Genomic DNA, 14263 nt, shown 5'->3' on the forward strand with positions numbered 1-14263 from the left:
TCGCCCGGGTACTCCCACCGGGGGAAATTCGGTTGCGCACGGTCACGGGGCATACGCCAGGATGGTCCGGCCAGCGCCCCTCACCCATGGGAGAACGACGTGCGCCGATTCCTCGGAACTTCTCAGCGCCCCCACCGGACGACTGTTCCCGAGGACTCGACCACGCATGGACACTCTGAACATCGGCATTCTGGCCCACGTCGACGCGGGTAAGACCAGCCTCACCGAGCGGCTGCTGTTCGACGCCGGCGCCATCGACCGGCTCGGCAGCGTCGACGCCGGTGACACCCGCACGGACGACGGGGAGATCGAGCGCCGGCGCGGGATCACCATCCGCTCGGCCGTCGCCGCCTTCACCGTCGGCGACGTCCAGATCAACCTCATCGACACCCCCGGGCACGCCGACTTCATCGCCGAGGTCGAGCGCGCCCTGGAGGTCCTGGACGGCGCCGTGCTGCTCCTGTCCGCCGTGGAGGGCGTGCAGGCACAGACGCGCGTCCTGATGAAGACCCTGCGCCGGCTCGGGCTGCCCACCCTGATCTTCGTCAACAAGATCGACCGGGCGGGTGCGCGGGAGGCGGGGCTCCTCGACGACATCCGGCGCCGCCTCACGCCGTACGTCGTCCCGCTCGTCGGTGTGCGCGGCCTGGGCACCGCGCGTGCCCGTCTCGTCCCGCGCCCGCTGGACGAGACGGCGGCCGGCACACTCGCGGAGGTGGACACGGACGTCCTCGCCGCGGTCGTGGACGGCCCTCCCCCGACCCCGGACGACCTGGCGGCCGCGCTCGTCGCACGCACCGCCGACGGCTCCCTCCACCCGGTCTTCTTCGGCTCCGCCCTGGGCGGGCAAGGGGTCACCGAGCTGGTCGAGGGGCTGAGCCGGCTCGTCCCGCGCCCGACGGCCCCCGACTCCGCCGAGCCACGGGGCACGGTCTTCGCCGTGCGCCCCGGACCCGGCGGCGAGCGCACGGCGTATCTGCGGCTGTACGACGGTGAAGTGACGCGTCGTCAGCGGCTCGCGTTCACCCGGCGCGAGGCCGACGGGCGCACCACTCGGGTCCCCGGCCGGGCCCGGGAACTGGAGGTCGTGGGGCGGCCGGGGGCGGCCACCTTGACCGCGGGCAACATCGCCGCGCTCCGGGGCGTCGGCGGCATCCGCGTCGGCGACCGTCTCGGTGAGGTCACCGACCGTGCGCCGCAGTTCGCGGCGCCGACCCTGGAGACCCTCGTCCGGGCCCGGCACCCCGATCAGGCGGCCCCGCTGCGCTCGGCCCTCCTCGCGCTGGCCGACCAGGACCCGCTGATGCACGCCCGGCCCGCCGCGTCCGGCAGCACCGCGCTCCTCCTCTACGGCGAGGTGCAGAAAGAGGTCCTGGCGGCCACGCTCGCCCAGGACTTCGGCATCGAGGCGGAGTTCGAGCCGAGCCGGGTGCGGTTCCTGGAACGGCCGGACGGCACCGGCGAGGCCTGCGAGGAGATCCAGCGGCACGGGCACGTCGGGTTCTGGGCCACGGTCGGGCTGCGGATCGAGCCGGGACCGCACGGCTCCGGCGGCGTCTTCACGTACGAGACCGAACTCGGTGCCCTGCCCCGCGCCTTCCACCAGGCGATCGAGGAAACGGTCCACGCGACCCTGCTCTCCGGTCGGCACGGGCGGCCGGTCACGGACTACCGGGTGACGCTCGTCCGTTCCGGATTCGTCGGGCCGCTCAGCACGGCCGCCGACTTCCGCGGCCTCACCCCGGTCGTGCTGCGACGCGCGCTGGAGCGGGCGGGGACGCGGGTGTACGAGCCGTACCACGCCTTCGAGGTGGAACTCCCGCTCGATGCGCTGGCCCCGGTCACCGCTCGGCTCGCCGCGCACGGCGCGCAGTTCGGGGAGACGACCGGCGGCCGGACCTCCTGGATCGTGACCGGCGAGCTGCCGGCCCGGCATGTGCGGGAGGTCGAGCTGCGGCTGCCGGGGCTCACCCACGGGGAAGGGGTCTGGTGGTCCCGCCCGTCGGGGGACCGCCGTATGTAGTGCGGCGGATGCGGTACGGCGGGCGGACGCGGCGCTCATTCGGCGTACGGCGAAGTGCGGCGGCGGGTGCCTCCACAGTGGACGCGCTCCCGCCCGCGCTCCCCGTCAGCGACGTCAATCCACCAACAGGGCGGTCTAGTAAGTGATTTGGGGGGCATCCGGTGAGCAGGAAGGAGGACCGTCGAATGACAACGTCCATCAAGCGCCTGCCCAAGCGCATGCCCGCGTGGGCCAAGGCGATCACTGCCGTCGTGCTGGTGCTCGTGGTGCTGTTCGCCGGGCTGCGCCTGGCCGTTCTGCCTGGGCTGCGCGACCTGTTCGGCACCCAGACGCACGACCGCTCCGGACCAGCCCTCCTCAAGTCGATCCAGGACATGAGCCGTTACGATGCCGCATCGGGCAACTTCCAGGTGGTGGTGGACCTGGAGAAGGATGCCAAGTACCTGCCCGACGCGATCCGCGGCACCCGCACGCTGTACGTGGGGGCCGGCACGGTCGAGGCGTATGTCGACCTCGGTTCGCTCGCCAAGAACGACGTGACGGTCGACTCCGACCGCACCACGGCCACCCTGCGGCTGCCGCACGCGTTCCTCGGCAAGCCCGCACTCGATCCCAACCGTTCGTACGCCGTCTCCAAACAGCGTGGGCTGCTCGACCGGCTCGGCGACTTCTTCTCCGACAACCCGGACAGCGAACAGGCCGTGCAGAAGCTCGCGGTCAAGCACATCGGCGACGCGGCGAAGGACAGCGAGCTCACCAAGCGGGCCGAGGAGAACACCACCGGCATGCTCGACGGTCTGCTGCGCTCCCTCGGCTTCAAGGAGGTGAGCGTGAGCTACGGCGCCTGAGCCGGGCTGCACTTCGGCGAGGGTCCGGTGGGGCGAGGCCGTCGCCCCACCGGGCGCCCTTGCCGCCGAGTGCCCGCGGGACGCCGTTTCATGGCCCCCTCTTTCCGTCGTTCGGGGCTCGGCATCGAAGCACGCTTTGCGGGTAACCGCCCTTACCTGGGAACAGTTGAAACCGGGAGAATCGAATGGTCCGTACGGCGTCACTCATGAGCACCCTGCGCACCACCGGTACGGCGAAATCCGGTCGACGGTCATCGGTACCCGCGCAGGAGCGCAAGGCGCTCCCGCTGCCCGTGCGGCTGCTCGTGATGCTGTTGGCCTTCGTGGCCATGGTGGCGTTCGCGGTCGCGCTGGCCCGGCTGACGCTGGAGCCGTCACCGGCGTCGAAGGCGCTGATCCACACCAATCTGCACCCCGGCAGCTCTCTGCGGGCCTATCTCGACCAGCCGGCACTGCGCGACGCCGTGAAGCAGATCGGCGGGAACGTCGTACTCGGTGTGCCGTTCGGCGTGCTGGTGCCCGTGCTGATTCCGAAGGCCAGGGGGATCCTGCGCGTTCTGCTGCTCACCGCGGTGGTGATGCTGCTGGTCGAGTTGGTCCAGGGCACGCTGATCACCGGACGCGCCTTCGACATCGACGACGTCATCCTCAACACGTCCGGAGCGCTGGTGGGTTATCTGCTGCTGGGACGGCGGATGGGCCGGGCGGTGCATCCCAAGCGCCGTCGGCAGGGCCGACGCAACCGGCGCGAGGCCCCGAAGGCCTGAGGGGCCGCACGGCATGACCGTCCGCCCGCGGCCCCCACCGCGGGCGGACGGCGTTGATCGGCCGGAGTCGATCAGCTGGGGTCGATCAGCTGGGGTCGGCCTCTCAGCACCCCATGGACCAGGTGTGCGAGTCACCGCGGTCGTTCGCCACGGCGTTGTAGCCGACCTCCTCCCCCGGTCCGAGACAGATGGTCATGGCGCCACCCTGCCAGGCGTCCTCGTAGACCTTCACGTGGTCCTTGACGCCGGGGCCCGAGATGCCGTGGTTGGCCCAGGAGGAGTCGGTGTCGGCGATCCAGCTCTCCCACCACCCGTCGTCCCCCGACCAGTTGGCGCGCTGGCCGTCGAAGTTGGCGTTCTCCCAGACGCAGAAGTTGCCGCTGGGGCAGTCGGCCGCGCCGGAGGGGGTAGCGAGGGCGAGGCCGCCGGTGAGGGCGAGCAGGGCCGCTGCGGCGGAGAGCGCGAGACGCTGGGTGATCACGAAGGGTCACTGCCTTTCTTCAGGGTTACCTGGACGGTCCGCTCGGCGTACAGATCCGCCGCGCGGCGCAGTGCGCGGGTGCGCAGCTGCCGGTAGGTGGTCAGTTGTCCGTGCCGCTCGGCGCGGACCCGGGCCAGCAGGGCGGGTTCCAGCCGCGCCCGCAGCCGGGTGAGGCCGCTCTCGCGTGCGCAGCGCGTGGAGACGGCGGGGTCGGGGCGGCCGGGGCGGGCCCCGTGCGCCGGGGTGACACAGCGGGTCCAGCGGGCGGTCGCGGCGCGGTAGTCGGGGTCGCGCTTCATGCGCTGCTGGGCCTCGGCCCGCAGGTTGTTCACCACGACCCGAGTACGGAACCAGAGCCGCTGGTCGCCGTAGAGATCGCGCTCGGCGGCGGCGAGGCAGCCGTCCGTGTGGGCGGTGACGGTATAGCCGGTGGCGAGGGTGACGGAGAGCTCGGGTCGGCCGCGGCCGAAGAGAGCGCCCTGCAGTCGGCGGTCCTGCGGGGCCGAGGCGCTGTGGTCCTGCGGAGCCGAGGCACTGTGGTCCCGCGGAGCCGAGGCGTTGGGGAGGGTCAGTCCCCGCCCGGCCAGACAGCGGTCGACGAGCACCTGTTGGGCGGCGTCGATGAGGTCGTCGCGGTCACGCTCGGTCCTGGGCAGCGAGGGCACGGCCCGCTGCGCCGTCGCCGTGGAGCACCCCGTCAACGCCAGCACCGCGAGCGCGGCGGCGGCGAACGCGCGAAGGAGTCGCACGGGTCAGCCGACCTCGCAGCCCATCATGGTGTCGGCGACGCCGTCGAGCCGGGCGCCCCACGGCCAGTTGTCGGCCAGGTCGTGCGCCCGGATCAGCCGGGCGTAGCAGGTGCCGCGGCCCCAGTCGATGGCGTACACGGCGGTGTCGGCGTTGGACCTGAAGGATGCGGCCTTGTCGTGCAGGAACTCCGGGACGTCCGTATAGCCCGGTGGGGTGTAGCACCACGACGAGCCGTGCTGTCCGGCGGCAGTCCAGAAGCACACGTCTCCGGCCCGCGAGGCGCCGTGCGTCACCGCGCTCGCCGGTACGGCGGTGAGGAGGGCGGAGGAGGCCAGCAGACCGGTCGAGGCGAGGAGGGCGGCGGCGGGCACGGCGAAACCACGGGGCATGACGACTCCCGGAGGGAAGAGGGGGCGCCGGGGCGGTCGTGATCACCCGGCAAGATCAACCGTGCCCTCGCGGGAATCGGCCCATGCCGGGTTCCCACCCTTTGGTGATCTTTCCTGGGGTGCGGGGTCATTCCTCCCGCGACAGCTCACACCGGCGCGAAACCCGAGGTCCGCGCGCTCCCCGCCCCTCGATCAAGCTGTCCGGCGCTGCGGAACGATCCGCCGGTGCCGACACGGCGCTGTGGCTTCCCTCCGACCTGATCCGCCGGTCAGGCCCTAACGCGACGCCCAGGTGAACTTGTCGCCGCCCACCCAGCGCACCACGTCCGGGTCGTCGAGATCGTGGATGTGGATCCCGTGGGAGCCGGCGATCACCAGGACATCGGTGATCGACTTCGCCTCGCCGACCATTTCCCCGTCGATCTCCATGATGCGAAACGGCGGGTCGGACGGCTGCACCCCGAGCACCATGACCCGCGGGTAGGAGATGTGGGGGCTCGAGATTTCGGTCATGCCTAGAGCGTAGATCCATTCCCACGAGCGGGCCGAGGTGAGTGACACCCGCCGTGCGGGCCGACGGCGGCTGAGCAAGGCTTGAAGGGTTTGAACGGCTTGAAGGGCTTGAGTGGCGTGCAAGGGGTGAGGAGCTCACGGAAGGCGGTGCCGATGGATCCCGTCGAGGCCCTGGACCGGATCGCGTTCCTGCTGGAGCGCACCCAGGCCCCCACCTATCGCGTACGGGCCTTCCGCACCGCGCAGGCCGTGCTGGCCGCGCTGCCCGCCGGGGAGGTCGACAGACGCGTCGCCGCCGGAACCCTGGAGTCGCTGAAGGGCATCGGGCCGAAGACGGCGCAGGTCGTGCGCGAGGCGGTGGCCGGTCGGCTGCCCGGCTATCTCGAGACGCTGGAACAGGAGGCCGCGGGACCCCTCGCCGAGGGCGGCGAACGGCTGCGGGCGCTGCTGCGCGGCGACTGTCATCTGCACTCCGACTGGTCGGACGGCGGCAGCCCGATCGAGGCGATGGGCCGGACCGCCGCGCGCCTCGGGCACGAGTGGGCGGTGCTCACGGACCACTCGCCGCGGCTGACCGTGGCGCGCGGCCTGTCCCCCGAGCGGCTGCGCGAGCAGTTGGCGGTGGTGGCGGAGCTCAACCGCCGGTGGGCCCCCTTCCGGCTGCTCACCGGCATCGAGTGCGACATCCTCGACGACGGGTCGCTCGACCAGGAGCCGGAGTTGCTGGAGTCGCTGGACGTCGTGGTGGTGTCGGTGCACTCCAAGCTGCGCATGGACGCCAGGTCGATGACCCGCCGTATGGTCGCCGCCGTACGCGATCCGCTCGCGGACGTGCTCGGGCACTGCACGGGCCGGCTGCTCACCGAGCGGCGGCGGCCCGAGTCGGAGTTCGACGCGGACGCGGTCTTCGCCGCCTGCGCGGAGTCCGGTACCGCCGTGGAGATCAACTGCCGCCCGGAACGGCTCGACCCACCGCGCCGGCTTCTGCGCCGGGCGCTCGACGCGGGCGTGCTCTTCTCGATCGACACCGACGCGCACGCTCCTGGCCAACTCGACTGGCAGATCCACGGCTGCGCGCGGGCCGAGGAGTGCGGGGTGCCCGCCGAGCGCGTGATCACCACCTGGAGCGAGGACGAGCTGCTGGCCTGGACCCGGTCGCGGACGGCACCGACCCGTGTCGCCGGCACCTGACGGGCGTACGCTGGAACGCGAGAGCAAACCCGAGAACCCGAGCCCGAGCGCCCGGACGCGTGAAGCCGTACGGCGAGAGACGTGAGTCGTAGGGCGACCCGAGAACCGTCCGCCCCTCTTGCCCCCTCCGGGTGACGCAGATCACCGCGCCTGCCCTGGTCACGCGGGAACACCCATCGGTAGTTCCCCGTTAAACCAACCGTGGGTGCGGATGGGACGGTGTCCCCGGGCCTCACCTTTTGCCCACAGGGACGATCGTTCGGCTGAAGCCCTGTGGAGCCTCTCGCCGAGAGGTGACCGCCATCCGTGCCCACCACAGACGGCCCCGACCGAGATTCCCCCGTCCGGTCGGGGCCTTTCCATGCCTGGCCCCCTGCACGGCCCCCGGCCATGTCCTGCCCCCGCCGCGGGCGGCGGTCTCCGCTTGACTTCGAGTGCTCTCCAATCCGTAGCGTCGGGACATGACCACTGCACAGCACAAGATCGGCTCGGGGTTCGGCGCCCACAGCACCGCCGACGACGTCCTCCAGGGCGTCGACCTGACAGGGAAGCTCGCGATCGTCACCGGCGGGTACTCGGGGCTCGGCCTGGAGACCACCCGCGCGCTCACCAAGGCGGGCGCCCACGTCGTCGTGCCGGCGCGCCGCCCGGACGTGGCCCGGGAGGCGGTGGAGGGCATCGAGGGGGTCGAGGTGGACGAGCTCGACCTCGGCGACCTCGACAGCGTCCGCGCCTTCGCCGAACGCTTCCTCGCCTCCGGCCGCACCATCGACATCGTCATCGACAACGCCGGGATCATGGCCTGCCCGGAGACCCGCGTCGGTCCCGGCTGGGAGGCCCAGTTCGCGACCAACCATCTCGGCCACTTCGCGCTCGTGAACCGTCTGTGGCCCGCGATCGAGCCGGGCGGCGCGCGGGTCGTGTCCGTCTCCTCGGGCGGTCACCACAACTCGGGGATCCGCTGGGACGACGTGCACTGGCGCACCGGCTACGACAAGTGGGAGGCGTACGGACAGGCGAAGACCGCGAACATCCTGTTCGCCGTCCACCTCGACCGGCTCGGCCGGGACTCCGGCGTCCGGGCCTTCGCCCTCCACCCCGGCGGCATTCTCACCCCGCTGCAGCGCCACCTCGCCAAGGAGGAGATGGTGGAGCGCGGCTGGATCGACGAGGACGGCAACCCGCTGAACCCGTCCGGCTTCAAATCGCCCCAGGAGGGTGCGGCGACCCAGGTGTGGGCCGCGACCTCACCCCAGCTGGCCGGCCTGGGCGGGGTGTACTGCGAGGACTGTGACATCGCCGAGGTCGCTCCGGCGGACGGCGAGCGGACCGGCGTACGCGACTACGCGATCGACCCCGAGCAGGCCGCGCGGCTGTGGACGCTGTCGGCGGAGCTGACCGGGGTGAACGCGTTCGCGTGACGCGCCCGGGGCGTCAGTCGCGGGCCATGAACTCCCGCAGATCCGCGAGGAGTCGTTCCGCGTGCGTGGCGAAGAGGCCGTGGCCCGCGTTCTCGTAGACCTTGAGTGTGCCGTTGGGGAGCAGTTCGGCCGCCCGGCGGCCGGTCAGGTCCAGCGGCGCCGAGGTGTCGTGGGTGCCGTGGACGACCAGCGCGGGCAGGTCGAGCTTGGCCAGTTCGGGGGCGACGTTCAGGGTGGCCGCGAGGTCTCCCAACGCCGCCCCGCCGCGCGCGGTGGCGCCGTGACAGCGGTTGATCATGGACTGCACATAGGCCGGGGAGAGTTCGTTCCCGGGGAGGTCGAGGGCGAAGAACGAGCGGGCCCCGTCCACGAAGAAGGCTGCCCGGTCGCGGCGGAAGACCTCGTTGCCGGCCTCGACGGCGCCCGGGTCGATGCCCTCCGGATGGTCCGCGGACCGTACGGCCCCGGGCGCCATGCCCGCGACGAGTGCCACCCTCGCCACCCGCTCGACGCCGTGCCGGGTCAGACAACGTACGACTTCCGCGGTCCCGATGGAGTGCCCGACCAGTGTCACCCCGGACAGGTCGAGGTGGCGCAGCAGCCCGTCGACGTCGTCGGCCAGAGTGTCGAGGTCGAACCCGCCCCACACGTCGTCGGACCGGCCGTGGCCGCGCCGGTCGAAGCCGACGCACCGGTAGCCCTCCGTGGCGAGCGGCAGCATCTGGTACTCCCACATCTCCGTCCCGAAGTAGGCGCTGTTGACGAACACGACGATCTGTCCGGTGGCGGGACCGTAGTCGACGAAGTGCAGTCGGGTGCCATCGACGGGGCTCTCGAAGTACGGCATGGGAAACCTCCCGGAATCCGGTGGCGGGACGAGTGGGTACGTCCTTCATGGTTCCGGAGGGCCTGGGCGGGGTCGATTACCCCCGAGGTCATGTCCGAGTGTGCGAGGGCCTGGCCGGCGCCGCGGTGGCCGAGGCCCGGGGCGTGGCCTTCGGCAGCGTACGGGCCGGAAGGCACTGCCGGGCACAGCGGAGTGCAACGCCCGGCCATGGCCGGACAGTTGCCGGGCCGCCCGCGCCCCCGACCTCGTGGTCAGCTCGGTCGGCCGATGGCCCGCAACGGGCACCCGGTGTCGACGCGTGTGGCGAGTTCGGCTCGCAGGGTGGCGAGTTCGGCCATCCGGGCGTCGATGACCTGGATCTTCTGCTCGAACAGCACAGACAGCGCCTGCGCGGAGTCCGGCGCCTCCCGCAACTCCTCACCGTGCCGCGCGATCTCCGCGAGAGAGAATCCCAGCGTCTGCGCGGTGCGGACGTAGTGCAACCAGGGCACCGCCTCGGGCGGGAAGTCGCGATAGCCGTTGGCCAGCCGCCGACCCGTGACGAGGCCCACCTTCTCGTAGAACCGAATGGTGTCTCTGCTCATACCCGCCTGCGCGGCGAGCTCTCCGATACGCATGTCCCTCCATCGGACGGTGGGCTTGACCTTGGACCGTACTCCACTGTTTAGCGTGAGGCGTCGCTGTCCCAAGACCAGTTGGAGCCTCATCGTGATCCGGACTCTCGCCCCCGAACGCCCCGCCTACCTGCGCGCCGTACGGGCAAGCGCCTGGTACGACCTCGTCGTCACCGCGGGCTTCGCGACGCCGTGGACGTACGCGCTGGTGCACGATGCGCTGTCGTCGTCGGGCAACGCACTCGGGCTGGGAGCCCTGCCCGAACTCGACCCGGTGCAGACCCTGTACGCGAATCTGATGGGCTCGGTCGTGGTGGTCTGGGCCGTCCTGCGCATCGTCCGGCCGCTTCCGGTGCACGGACTGCTCGACGGCATCGCGCGCACGCTGTTCGCGGCGTGGCAGGCGTACGCGCTGGCCCACGGTGCCATGCGACTGCTTTGGCTGTTCTTCGGCGTCGAGGTGATGTTCGGCCTCGTCCAGCTGGTGCCGTGGGGGCGAAACCGGAACATGCCATGGTGGCGAAACCGGAACACGAACCCGTTGGACACCGAGGCCGGCCCGGCCGTCGGGCATCCACTCCCCACGGAGGGCCGGTGACACCCTGTCGAGGGCCGCTGTGAGCCGCCGCACCCCGCTGCCTCGACGGCCCGTCGAACGCCGCGAGTACGCCGAGGCGTGCCCGGCCACGTGCCCCGTAGTCCCTCGTCGAGCCGACACCCGTACGGCGATACTCCCTACTCGTCATCGCGTCGAAGATCCCGGTGTGGCGGGAACGACCCTCGACGCTCCCGCCGCGCTGAAGGTCCCCGACGGCAACCGGCTCACCGGCGTCTTCTCCGCCGCGGGCGTCCAGACCTACGCCTGCACCGACGGCGTCTGGAAGCTGCTGGAACCCGCCGCCACCCTGTGGGCCAAGAACGACCGCTCCCACCGCCCCGTCGCCCTCGACTCCCGCGGCCCCGTCTGGGTGTCCACGGTGGACGGCAGCGCGGTCAACGCCGCCGCCATCGCCAACTCCCCCAAGACCGGCACCATCCCCGAGCTTCTCCTGCAGTCCACCGCCACTCGCGGCACCGGGGTCTTCGCCGGCGTCTCCTACCTCCAGCGCCTCAACACCCACGGCGGCGTCGCACCCACCACCGCCTGCACCGGTACCGACCAGATCAGCGTCCGTTACTCCGCCACCTACGCCTTCTACAAGCCCGCCAAGTGATGCGGTAACGAGCGACGGCAGGGGTCCTCCGGACGATCTCAAGGGCCCCTGCCTTGCCGCGGGCGCTCGTCGCATGCGGATCCGAGCAGGGTGCCCCGGCAGGCGCAGCGCCGGAAACGGATCTCGACGGCTACGAGGTCAACCCGACACTGACTGCTCCCTCGGCGTCTCGCCGGACGGCGGGGCCAAGGGGCAAAGAGCCGGCTGTCATACCGGACGCGATCACCAAGGCGCAGCTGAACAAGCTTGGCTGGCTGACGGATTCCAAGTGATCGCGGCCGACTCACCGTGCGCGAACGGGCGTCGAGAACCCCCGGCTGTGGGTCAGTGCGGGGCGCGCTCCTCCAGGGCGGTGCGCCAGGCCGGGGAGCGGCCCTCGCTCACCGGCTCGGCGCGTCGGCCGCCCCGCGCGAAGAAGTCGGCGAGCGGCAGGATCGCGGCGCCGACGGTGACCGCGTCCGGGCCGAGCCGGCCGAGGTCGATGGAGACGCGCTCGGCCGGGTAACGCAGGGCGTACGAGGCCGCGTACCGGCGTACGGCGGGCAGAAAGCGGGTGCCGAGCTGGAGGCCCGCCCAGCCGCCGATCAGGATCCGCTCGGGCTGGAAGAGGTTGATCAGGTCGGACAGGCCCGCGCCCAGGTACTCGGCGGTCTCCTCCAGGACGGCGAGCGCGACGGGGTCGGGCTCGACGCCCTCCTCGGCCGGGTAGGCCGCGGTGAGCATCGCGGTGAGCGCGGTCTCCTCGTCGGTCTCCTCGGGCGGGCGTCCGCCCTCCTCGCGCCAGCGGTCGAGGAGCGCCTCCGCGCCCGCGTACGCCTCCAGGCAGCCCAGGGCACCGCACCGGCAGCGGCGCCCCCTGACCCGTACCGTCAGGTGGCCCCACTCCACCGAGCGGCCGTGCTCCACGTCCTCGGTGACGAGGCAGGCGCCGACGCCCGATCCGAAGAGGACGACGACCGCGTTGCGCGCGCCGCGTCCGGCGCCGAACCACATCTCGGCCTGGCCGAGGGTCCGGGCGCCGTTGTCCGCGAAGTACGGGACGGTGTCGGGGAGTTGGCAGGCCGAACGGAGCAGGGACTCCAGCGGGACGGCGTCCCAGCCGATCGTCTGACCGTGCACCACCGCGCCCTCCTCGGGCGTACGGGCGACGATTCCCGGAACGCCGATACCGACGCCGAGCAACCGCTCGGGAGCGATGCCCGCCTCGTCCAGCACCTCGGCGACGCCGTCCCGGATGTGCCCGACGATGACATCGACGTCGTACTCCCGACGCTTAGACGACGGTCCGCCGCCCAGCGGCGGTCCCTCTCCCTGAGCCGCTCCCTCGCCGTCCGACGCCCAGTCACCCCCGTACCTCCGCTGCTCCAGCGGCCGTTCCGTGCGGGCGAGTTCGGTGAGGGTCAGGTCGAAGAGTTCGACGCGGACGCGGGTTTCGCCGACGTCGACGCCGATCATGTGGCCGCTGCCGGGTACGACCCGCAGCAACGTGCGTGGGCGACCGCCGTCGGAATCGACGCTTCCGGCCTCCTCGACCAGACCGTCCGCGACGAGTTCGGCGACCACGTTGCTGACGGAACCAGAACTCAGGCCGGTGGCCGGGCCCAGCTCGAAGCGGCTCATGGGGCCGTCGAAATACAACCGTTGCAACACTGCGGTGCGATTGCCGCGCCGCAGGTCACGCACTGTTCGCCCGTTCCGCACCGCCATGTGAGTCCCTCCTGGCCCGCCCGACCTGCAAGATACCCCTGCGCGATCCCTTGACGCGACTTTCTTCCGGGTCTTAACTCACGTCCTAAATTAAGACATGAGGGTCGTTCGAGAAGTGAACGCGGGCGCCCCTCATGGCTCTTCCTCCGGGAAAGGGACATACGCAGCCATGCGCAGAATCCGAGCCGCGGCCGCCGGTGCGGTCACCGTCTCCCTGCTGACCGCCGTGACCGCCTGTGGTGGCGGCTCGTCGACAGGCGGTGGGTCCAACGACTCGCCGAAGACGCTCACCTACTGGGCCTCCAACCAGGGCGCCAGCATCGAGGTCGACAAGAAGGTCCTCCAGCCGGAACTCGACAAGTTCGAGAAGCAGTCCGGGATCAAGGTGAAGGTGGAGGTCGTCCCCTGGTCGGACCTGCTGAACCGGATTCTCACCGCGACCACGTCGGGTCAGGGCCCCGACGTCCTGAACATCGGCAACACCTGGAGCGCCTCGTTGCAGGCCACCGGCGCGCTGCTGCCGTGGGACGCGAGCAACTTCGCCAAGATCGGCGGCAAGGACCGCTTCGTCGAATCGGCGCTCGGCTCGACAGGCGCGCAGGGCAAGGACCCGGCCGCGGTCCCGCTGTACTCGATGGCGTACGCGCTCTACTACAACAAGAAGATGTTCGCCGACGCGGGGATTGCGAAGCCGCCGGCCACCTGGGACGAGCTGATCGCCGACGGCAAGAAGCTGTCCAAGGGCGGCAAGTGGGGCCTGGGGGCGGAGGGTTCGAACCCCTCGGAGAACATCCACCACACCTTCGTCTTCGCCAAGCAGCACGGAGCCGACTTCTTCACGGCCGACGGCAAGCCGGACTTCACCTCGGACGGCACGGTCGCGGCGGTCAAGCAGTACGTCGACCTGATGGCCAAGGACAAGATCATCGCGCCCGGCAACGCCGAGTACGCCCAGAACCAGTCCGTGAGCGACTTCGCCAAGGGCAAGAACGCGATGCTGCTGTGGCAGTCGGCGTCCGCCAACCTCAAGTCGCAGGGCATGAGTGACGACGCGTACGGCATCGCCCCGGTCCCCGTGCAGTCCGGCACCCCGGGAACCGGCACCAACGTCAACTCGATGGTGGCGGGCATCAACCTGGCCGTCTTCAAGAACAGCCACAACCTCGACGGCGCCACGAAGTTCGTGAAGTTCATGACCAGCGACGCCGAGCAGAAGATCCTCAACACGGCGTACAGCTCGATCCCGCCGGTGAAGACGGCCCAGACGGACGCCACCTTCAACACCCCGGCGAACGCGGTCCTCAAGGACACCCTGGCCAAGAGCGCCGCCGCGCTTCCCCAGGTCGCCGACGAGTCCCAATTCGAGACGACGGTCGGTACGGCCGTCAAGACACTGTTCGCGGCCGCGGCCGCCGGACACGCGGTGACCACGGAGTCGGTGAAGGCTGAGCTCGAGAAGGCCCAGCAGCAGATGCCTGCGAAGTGAGCGCGGACTCCC

The 14263-nt window shown here is 71.1% G+C and carries 15 protein-coding genes; 8 read left to right on the top strand and 7 right to left on the bottom strand.

All coding sequences use genetic code 11. The features are described from left to right. Positions 1-166: 166 nt before the first annotated feature. From otr(A) to AQJ27_RS01185, 3 genes are all read left to right on the top strand, one after another. Positions 167-2023 (top strand): tetracycline resistance ribosomal protection protein Otr(A), encoded by a 1857-nt coding sequence (gene otr(A), locus AQJ27_RS01175; protein WP_067360275.1) that lies wholly within the window; start codon positions 167-169, stop codon positions 2021-2023. 185 nt (positions 2024-2208) lie between these two features. Beyond that, the gene (locus tag AQJ27_RS01180) at positions 2209-2871 is read left to right on the top strand and encodes a DUF4230 domain-containing protein (RefSeq protein WP_067360277.1); all 663 of its coding nucleotides are present in this window, start codon (positions 2209-2211) and stop codon (positions 2869-2871) included. A 206-nt stretch (positions 2872-3077) separates the two neighbouring features. After that, positions 3078-3638, top strand: coding sequence for a VanZ family protein (locus tag AQJ27_RS01185; RefSeq protein ID WP_096239714.1), 561 nt, complete (start codon positions 3078-3080; stop codon positions 3636-3638). A 103-nt stretch (positions 3639-3741) separates the two neighbouring features. Here the strand turns inward: AQJ27_RS01185 and AQJ27_RS01190 are convergent, their stop codons facing one another. From AQJ27_RS01190 to AQJ27_RS01205, 4 genes are all read right to left on the bottom strand, one after another. After that, positions 3742-4119 (bottom strand): peptidase inhibitor family I36 protein, encoded by a 378-nt coding sequence (locus AQJ27_RS01190; RefSeq protein ID WP_067360281.1) that lies wholly within the window; start codon positions 4117-4119, stop codon positions 3742-3744. Next, positions 4116-4868: a hypothetical protein gene (locus AQJ27_RS01195; RefSeq protein WP_067360283.1), complete on the bottom strand. Its 753-nt coding sequence runs from the start codon at positions 4866-4868 to the stop codon at positions 4116-4118. The genes AQJ27_RS01190 and AQJ27_RS01195 overlap by 4 nt, the downstream gene beginning before the upstream one ends. A gap of 3 nt (positions 4869-4871) precedes the next feature. Next, complete coding sequence (locus AQJ27_RS01200) at positions 4872-5258, bottom strand: hypothetical protein (RefSeq protein WP_067360285.1); 387 nt, start codon at positions 5256-5258, stop codon at positions 4872-4874. 276 nt (positions 5259-5534) lie between these two features. After that, the gene (locus AQJ27_RS01205; RefSeq protein WP_067360287.1) at positions 5535-5771 is read right to left on the bottom strand and encodes a hypothetical protein; all 237 of its coding nucleotides are present in this window, start codon (positions 5769-5771) and stop codon (positions 5535-5537) included. 153 nt (positions 5772-5924) lie between these two features. Here AQJ27_RS01205 and AQJ27_RS01210 point away from each other — a divergent pair, with 153 nt between their 5' ends. Both AQJ27_RS01210 and AQJ27_RS01215 read left to right on the top strand, forming a co-directional pair. Next, a complete protein-coding gene (locus tag AQJ27_RS01210) occupies positions 5925-6962 on the top strand; it encodes a PHP domain-containing protein (RefSeq protein WP_067360289.1) in 1038 nt (345 codons plus the stop codon). A gap of 461 nt (positions 6963-7423) precedes the next feature. Beyond that, on the top strand, positions 7424-8383 hold the full coding sequence (locus AQJ27_RS01215; RefSeq protein ID WP_067360291.1) for an SDR family NAD(P)-dependent oxidoreductase: 960 nt from the start codon (positions 7424-7426) through the stop codon (positions 8381-8383). A 13-nt stretch (positions 8384-8396) separates the two neighbouring features. On the opposite strand, the gene AQJ27_RS01220 is transcribed toward AQJ27_RS01215, so the two are convergent. Next, the gene (locus AQJ27_RS01220; protein WP_067360293.1) at positions 8397-9230 is read right to left on the bottom strand and encodes an alpha/beta fold hydrolase; all 834 of its coding nucleotides are present in this window, start codon (positions 9228-9230) and stop codon (positions 8397-8399) included. Between the two features lie 251 nt (positions 9231-9481). After that, positions 9482-9847: a MerR family transcriptional regulator gene (locus AQJ27_RS01225; RefSeq protein WP_067360296.1), complete on the bottom strand. Its 366-nt coding sequence runs from the start codon at positions 9845-9847 to the stop codon at positions 9482-9484. Positions 9848-9938: 91 nt separating this feature from the next. On the opposite strand from AQJ27_RS01225, the gene AQJ27_RS01230 reads away from it, so the two are divergent. Then, on the top strand, positions 9939-10442 hold the full coding sequence (locus AQJ27_RS01230) for a hypothetical protein (protein WP_067360298.1): 504 nt from the start codon (positions 9939-9941) through the stop codon (positions 10440-10442). A gap of 166 nt (positions 10443-10608) precedes the next feature. After that, positions 10609-11058, top strand: coding sequence for a DUF3455 domain-containing protein (locus tag AQJ27_RS01235; RefSeq protein WP_235613419.1), 450 nt, complete (start codon positions 10609-10611; stop codon positions 11056-11058). Between the two features lie 324 nt (positions 11059-11382). Here the strand turns inward: AQJ27_RS01235 and AQJ27_RS01240 are convergent, their stop codons facing one another. After that, complete coding sequence (locus tag AQJ27_RS01240; protein ID WP_067360299.1) at positions 11383-12765, bottom strand: ROK family transcriptional regulator; 1383 nt, start codon at positions 12763-12765, stop codon at positions 11383-11385. A gap of 169 nt (positions 12766-12934) precedes the next feature. On the opposite strand from AQJ27_RS01240, the gene AQJ27_RS01245 reads away from it, so the two are divergent. After that, positions 12935-14251, top strand: a complete 1317-nt coding sequence (locus AQJ27_RS01245) for an ABC transporter substrate-binding protein (RefSeq protein ID WP_067360301.1) — start codon at positions 12935-12937, stop codon at positions 14249-14251. Positions 14252-14263 lie beyond the last annotated feature (12 nt).

This window comes from Streptomyces olivochromogenes (genome assembly GCF_001514115.1).
Classification (GTDB): domain Bacteria; phylum Actinomycetota; class Actinomycetes; order Streptomycetales; family Streptomycetaceae; genus Streptomyces; species Streptomyces olivochromogenes.

What these genes read in the sequence shown, in the direction of transcription:
- AQJ27_RS01220 (WP_067360293.1), bottom strand. Translation starts at nt 9,230, where the DNA reads ATGCCGTACTTCGAGAGCCCCGTCGATGGCACCCGACTGCACTTCGTC.
- AQJ27_RS01225 (WP_067360296.1), bottom strand. Translation starts at nt 9,847, where the DNA reads ATGCGTATCGGAGAGCTCGCCGCGCAGGCGGGTATGAGCAGAGACACC.
- AQJ27_RS01210 (WP_067360289.1), top strand. Translation starts at nt 5,925, where the DNA reads ATGGATCCCGTCGAGGCCCTGGACCGGATCGCGTTCCTGCTGGAGCGC.
- AQJ27_RS01185 (WP_096239714.1), top strand. Translation starts at nt 3,078, where the DNA reads ATGAGCACCCTGCGCACCACCGGTACGGCGAAATCCGGTCGACGGTCA.
- AQJ27_RS01205 (WP_067360287.1), bottom strand. Translation starts at nt 5,771, where the DNA reads ATGACCGAAATCTCGAGCCCCCACATCTCCTACCCGCGGGTCATGGTG.
- AQJ27_RS01245 (WP_067360301.1), top strand. Translation starts at nt 12,935, where the DNA reads ATGCGCAGAATCCGAGCCGCGGCCGCCGGTGCGGTCACCGTCTCCCTG.
- AQJ27_RS01200 (WP_067360285.1), bottom strand. Translation starts at nt 5,258, where the DNA reads ATGCCCCGTGGTTTCGCCGTGCCCGCCGCCGCCCTCCTCGCCTCGACC.
- AQJ27_RS01240 (WP_067360299.1), bottom strand. Translation starts at nt 12,765, where the DNA reads ATGGCGGTGCGGAACGGGCGAACAGTGCGTGACCTGCGGCGCGGCAAT.
- AQJ27_RS01180 (WP_067360277.1), top strand. Translation starts at nt 2,209, where the DNA reads ATGACAACGTCCATCAAGCGCCTGCCCAAGCGCATGCCCGCGTGGGCC.
- AQJ27_RS01215 (WP_067360291.1), top strand. Translation starts at nt 7,424, where the DNA reads ATGACCACTGCACAGCACAAGATCGGCTCGGGGTTCGGCGCCCACAGC.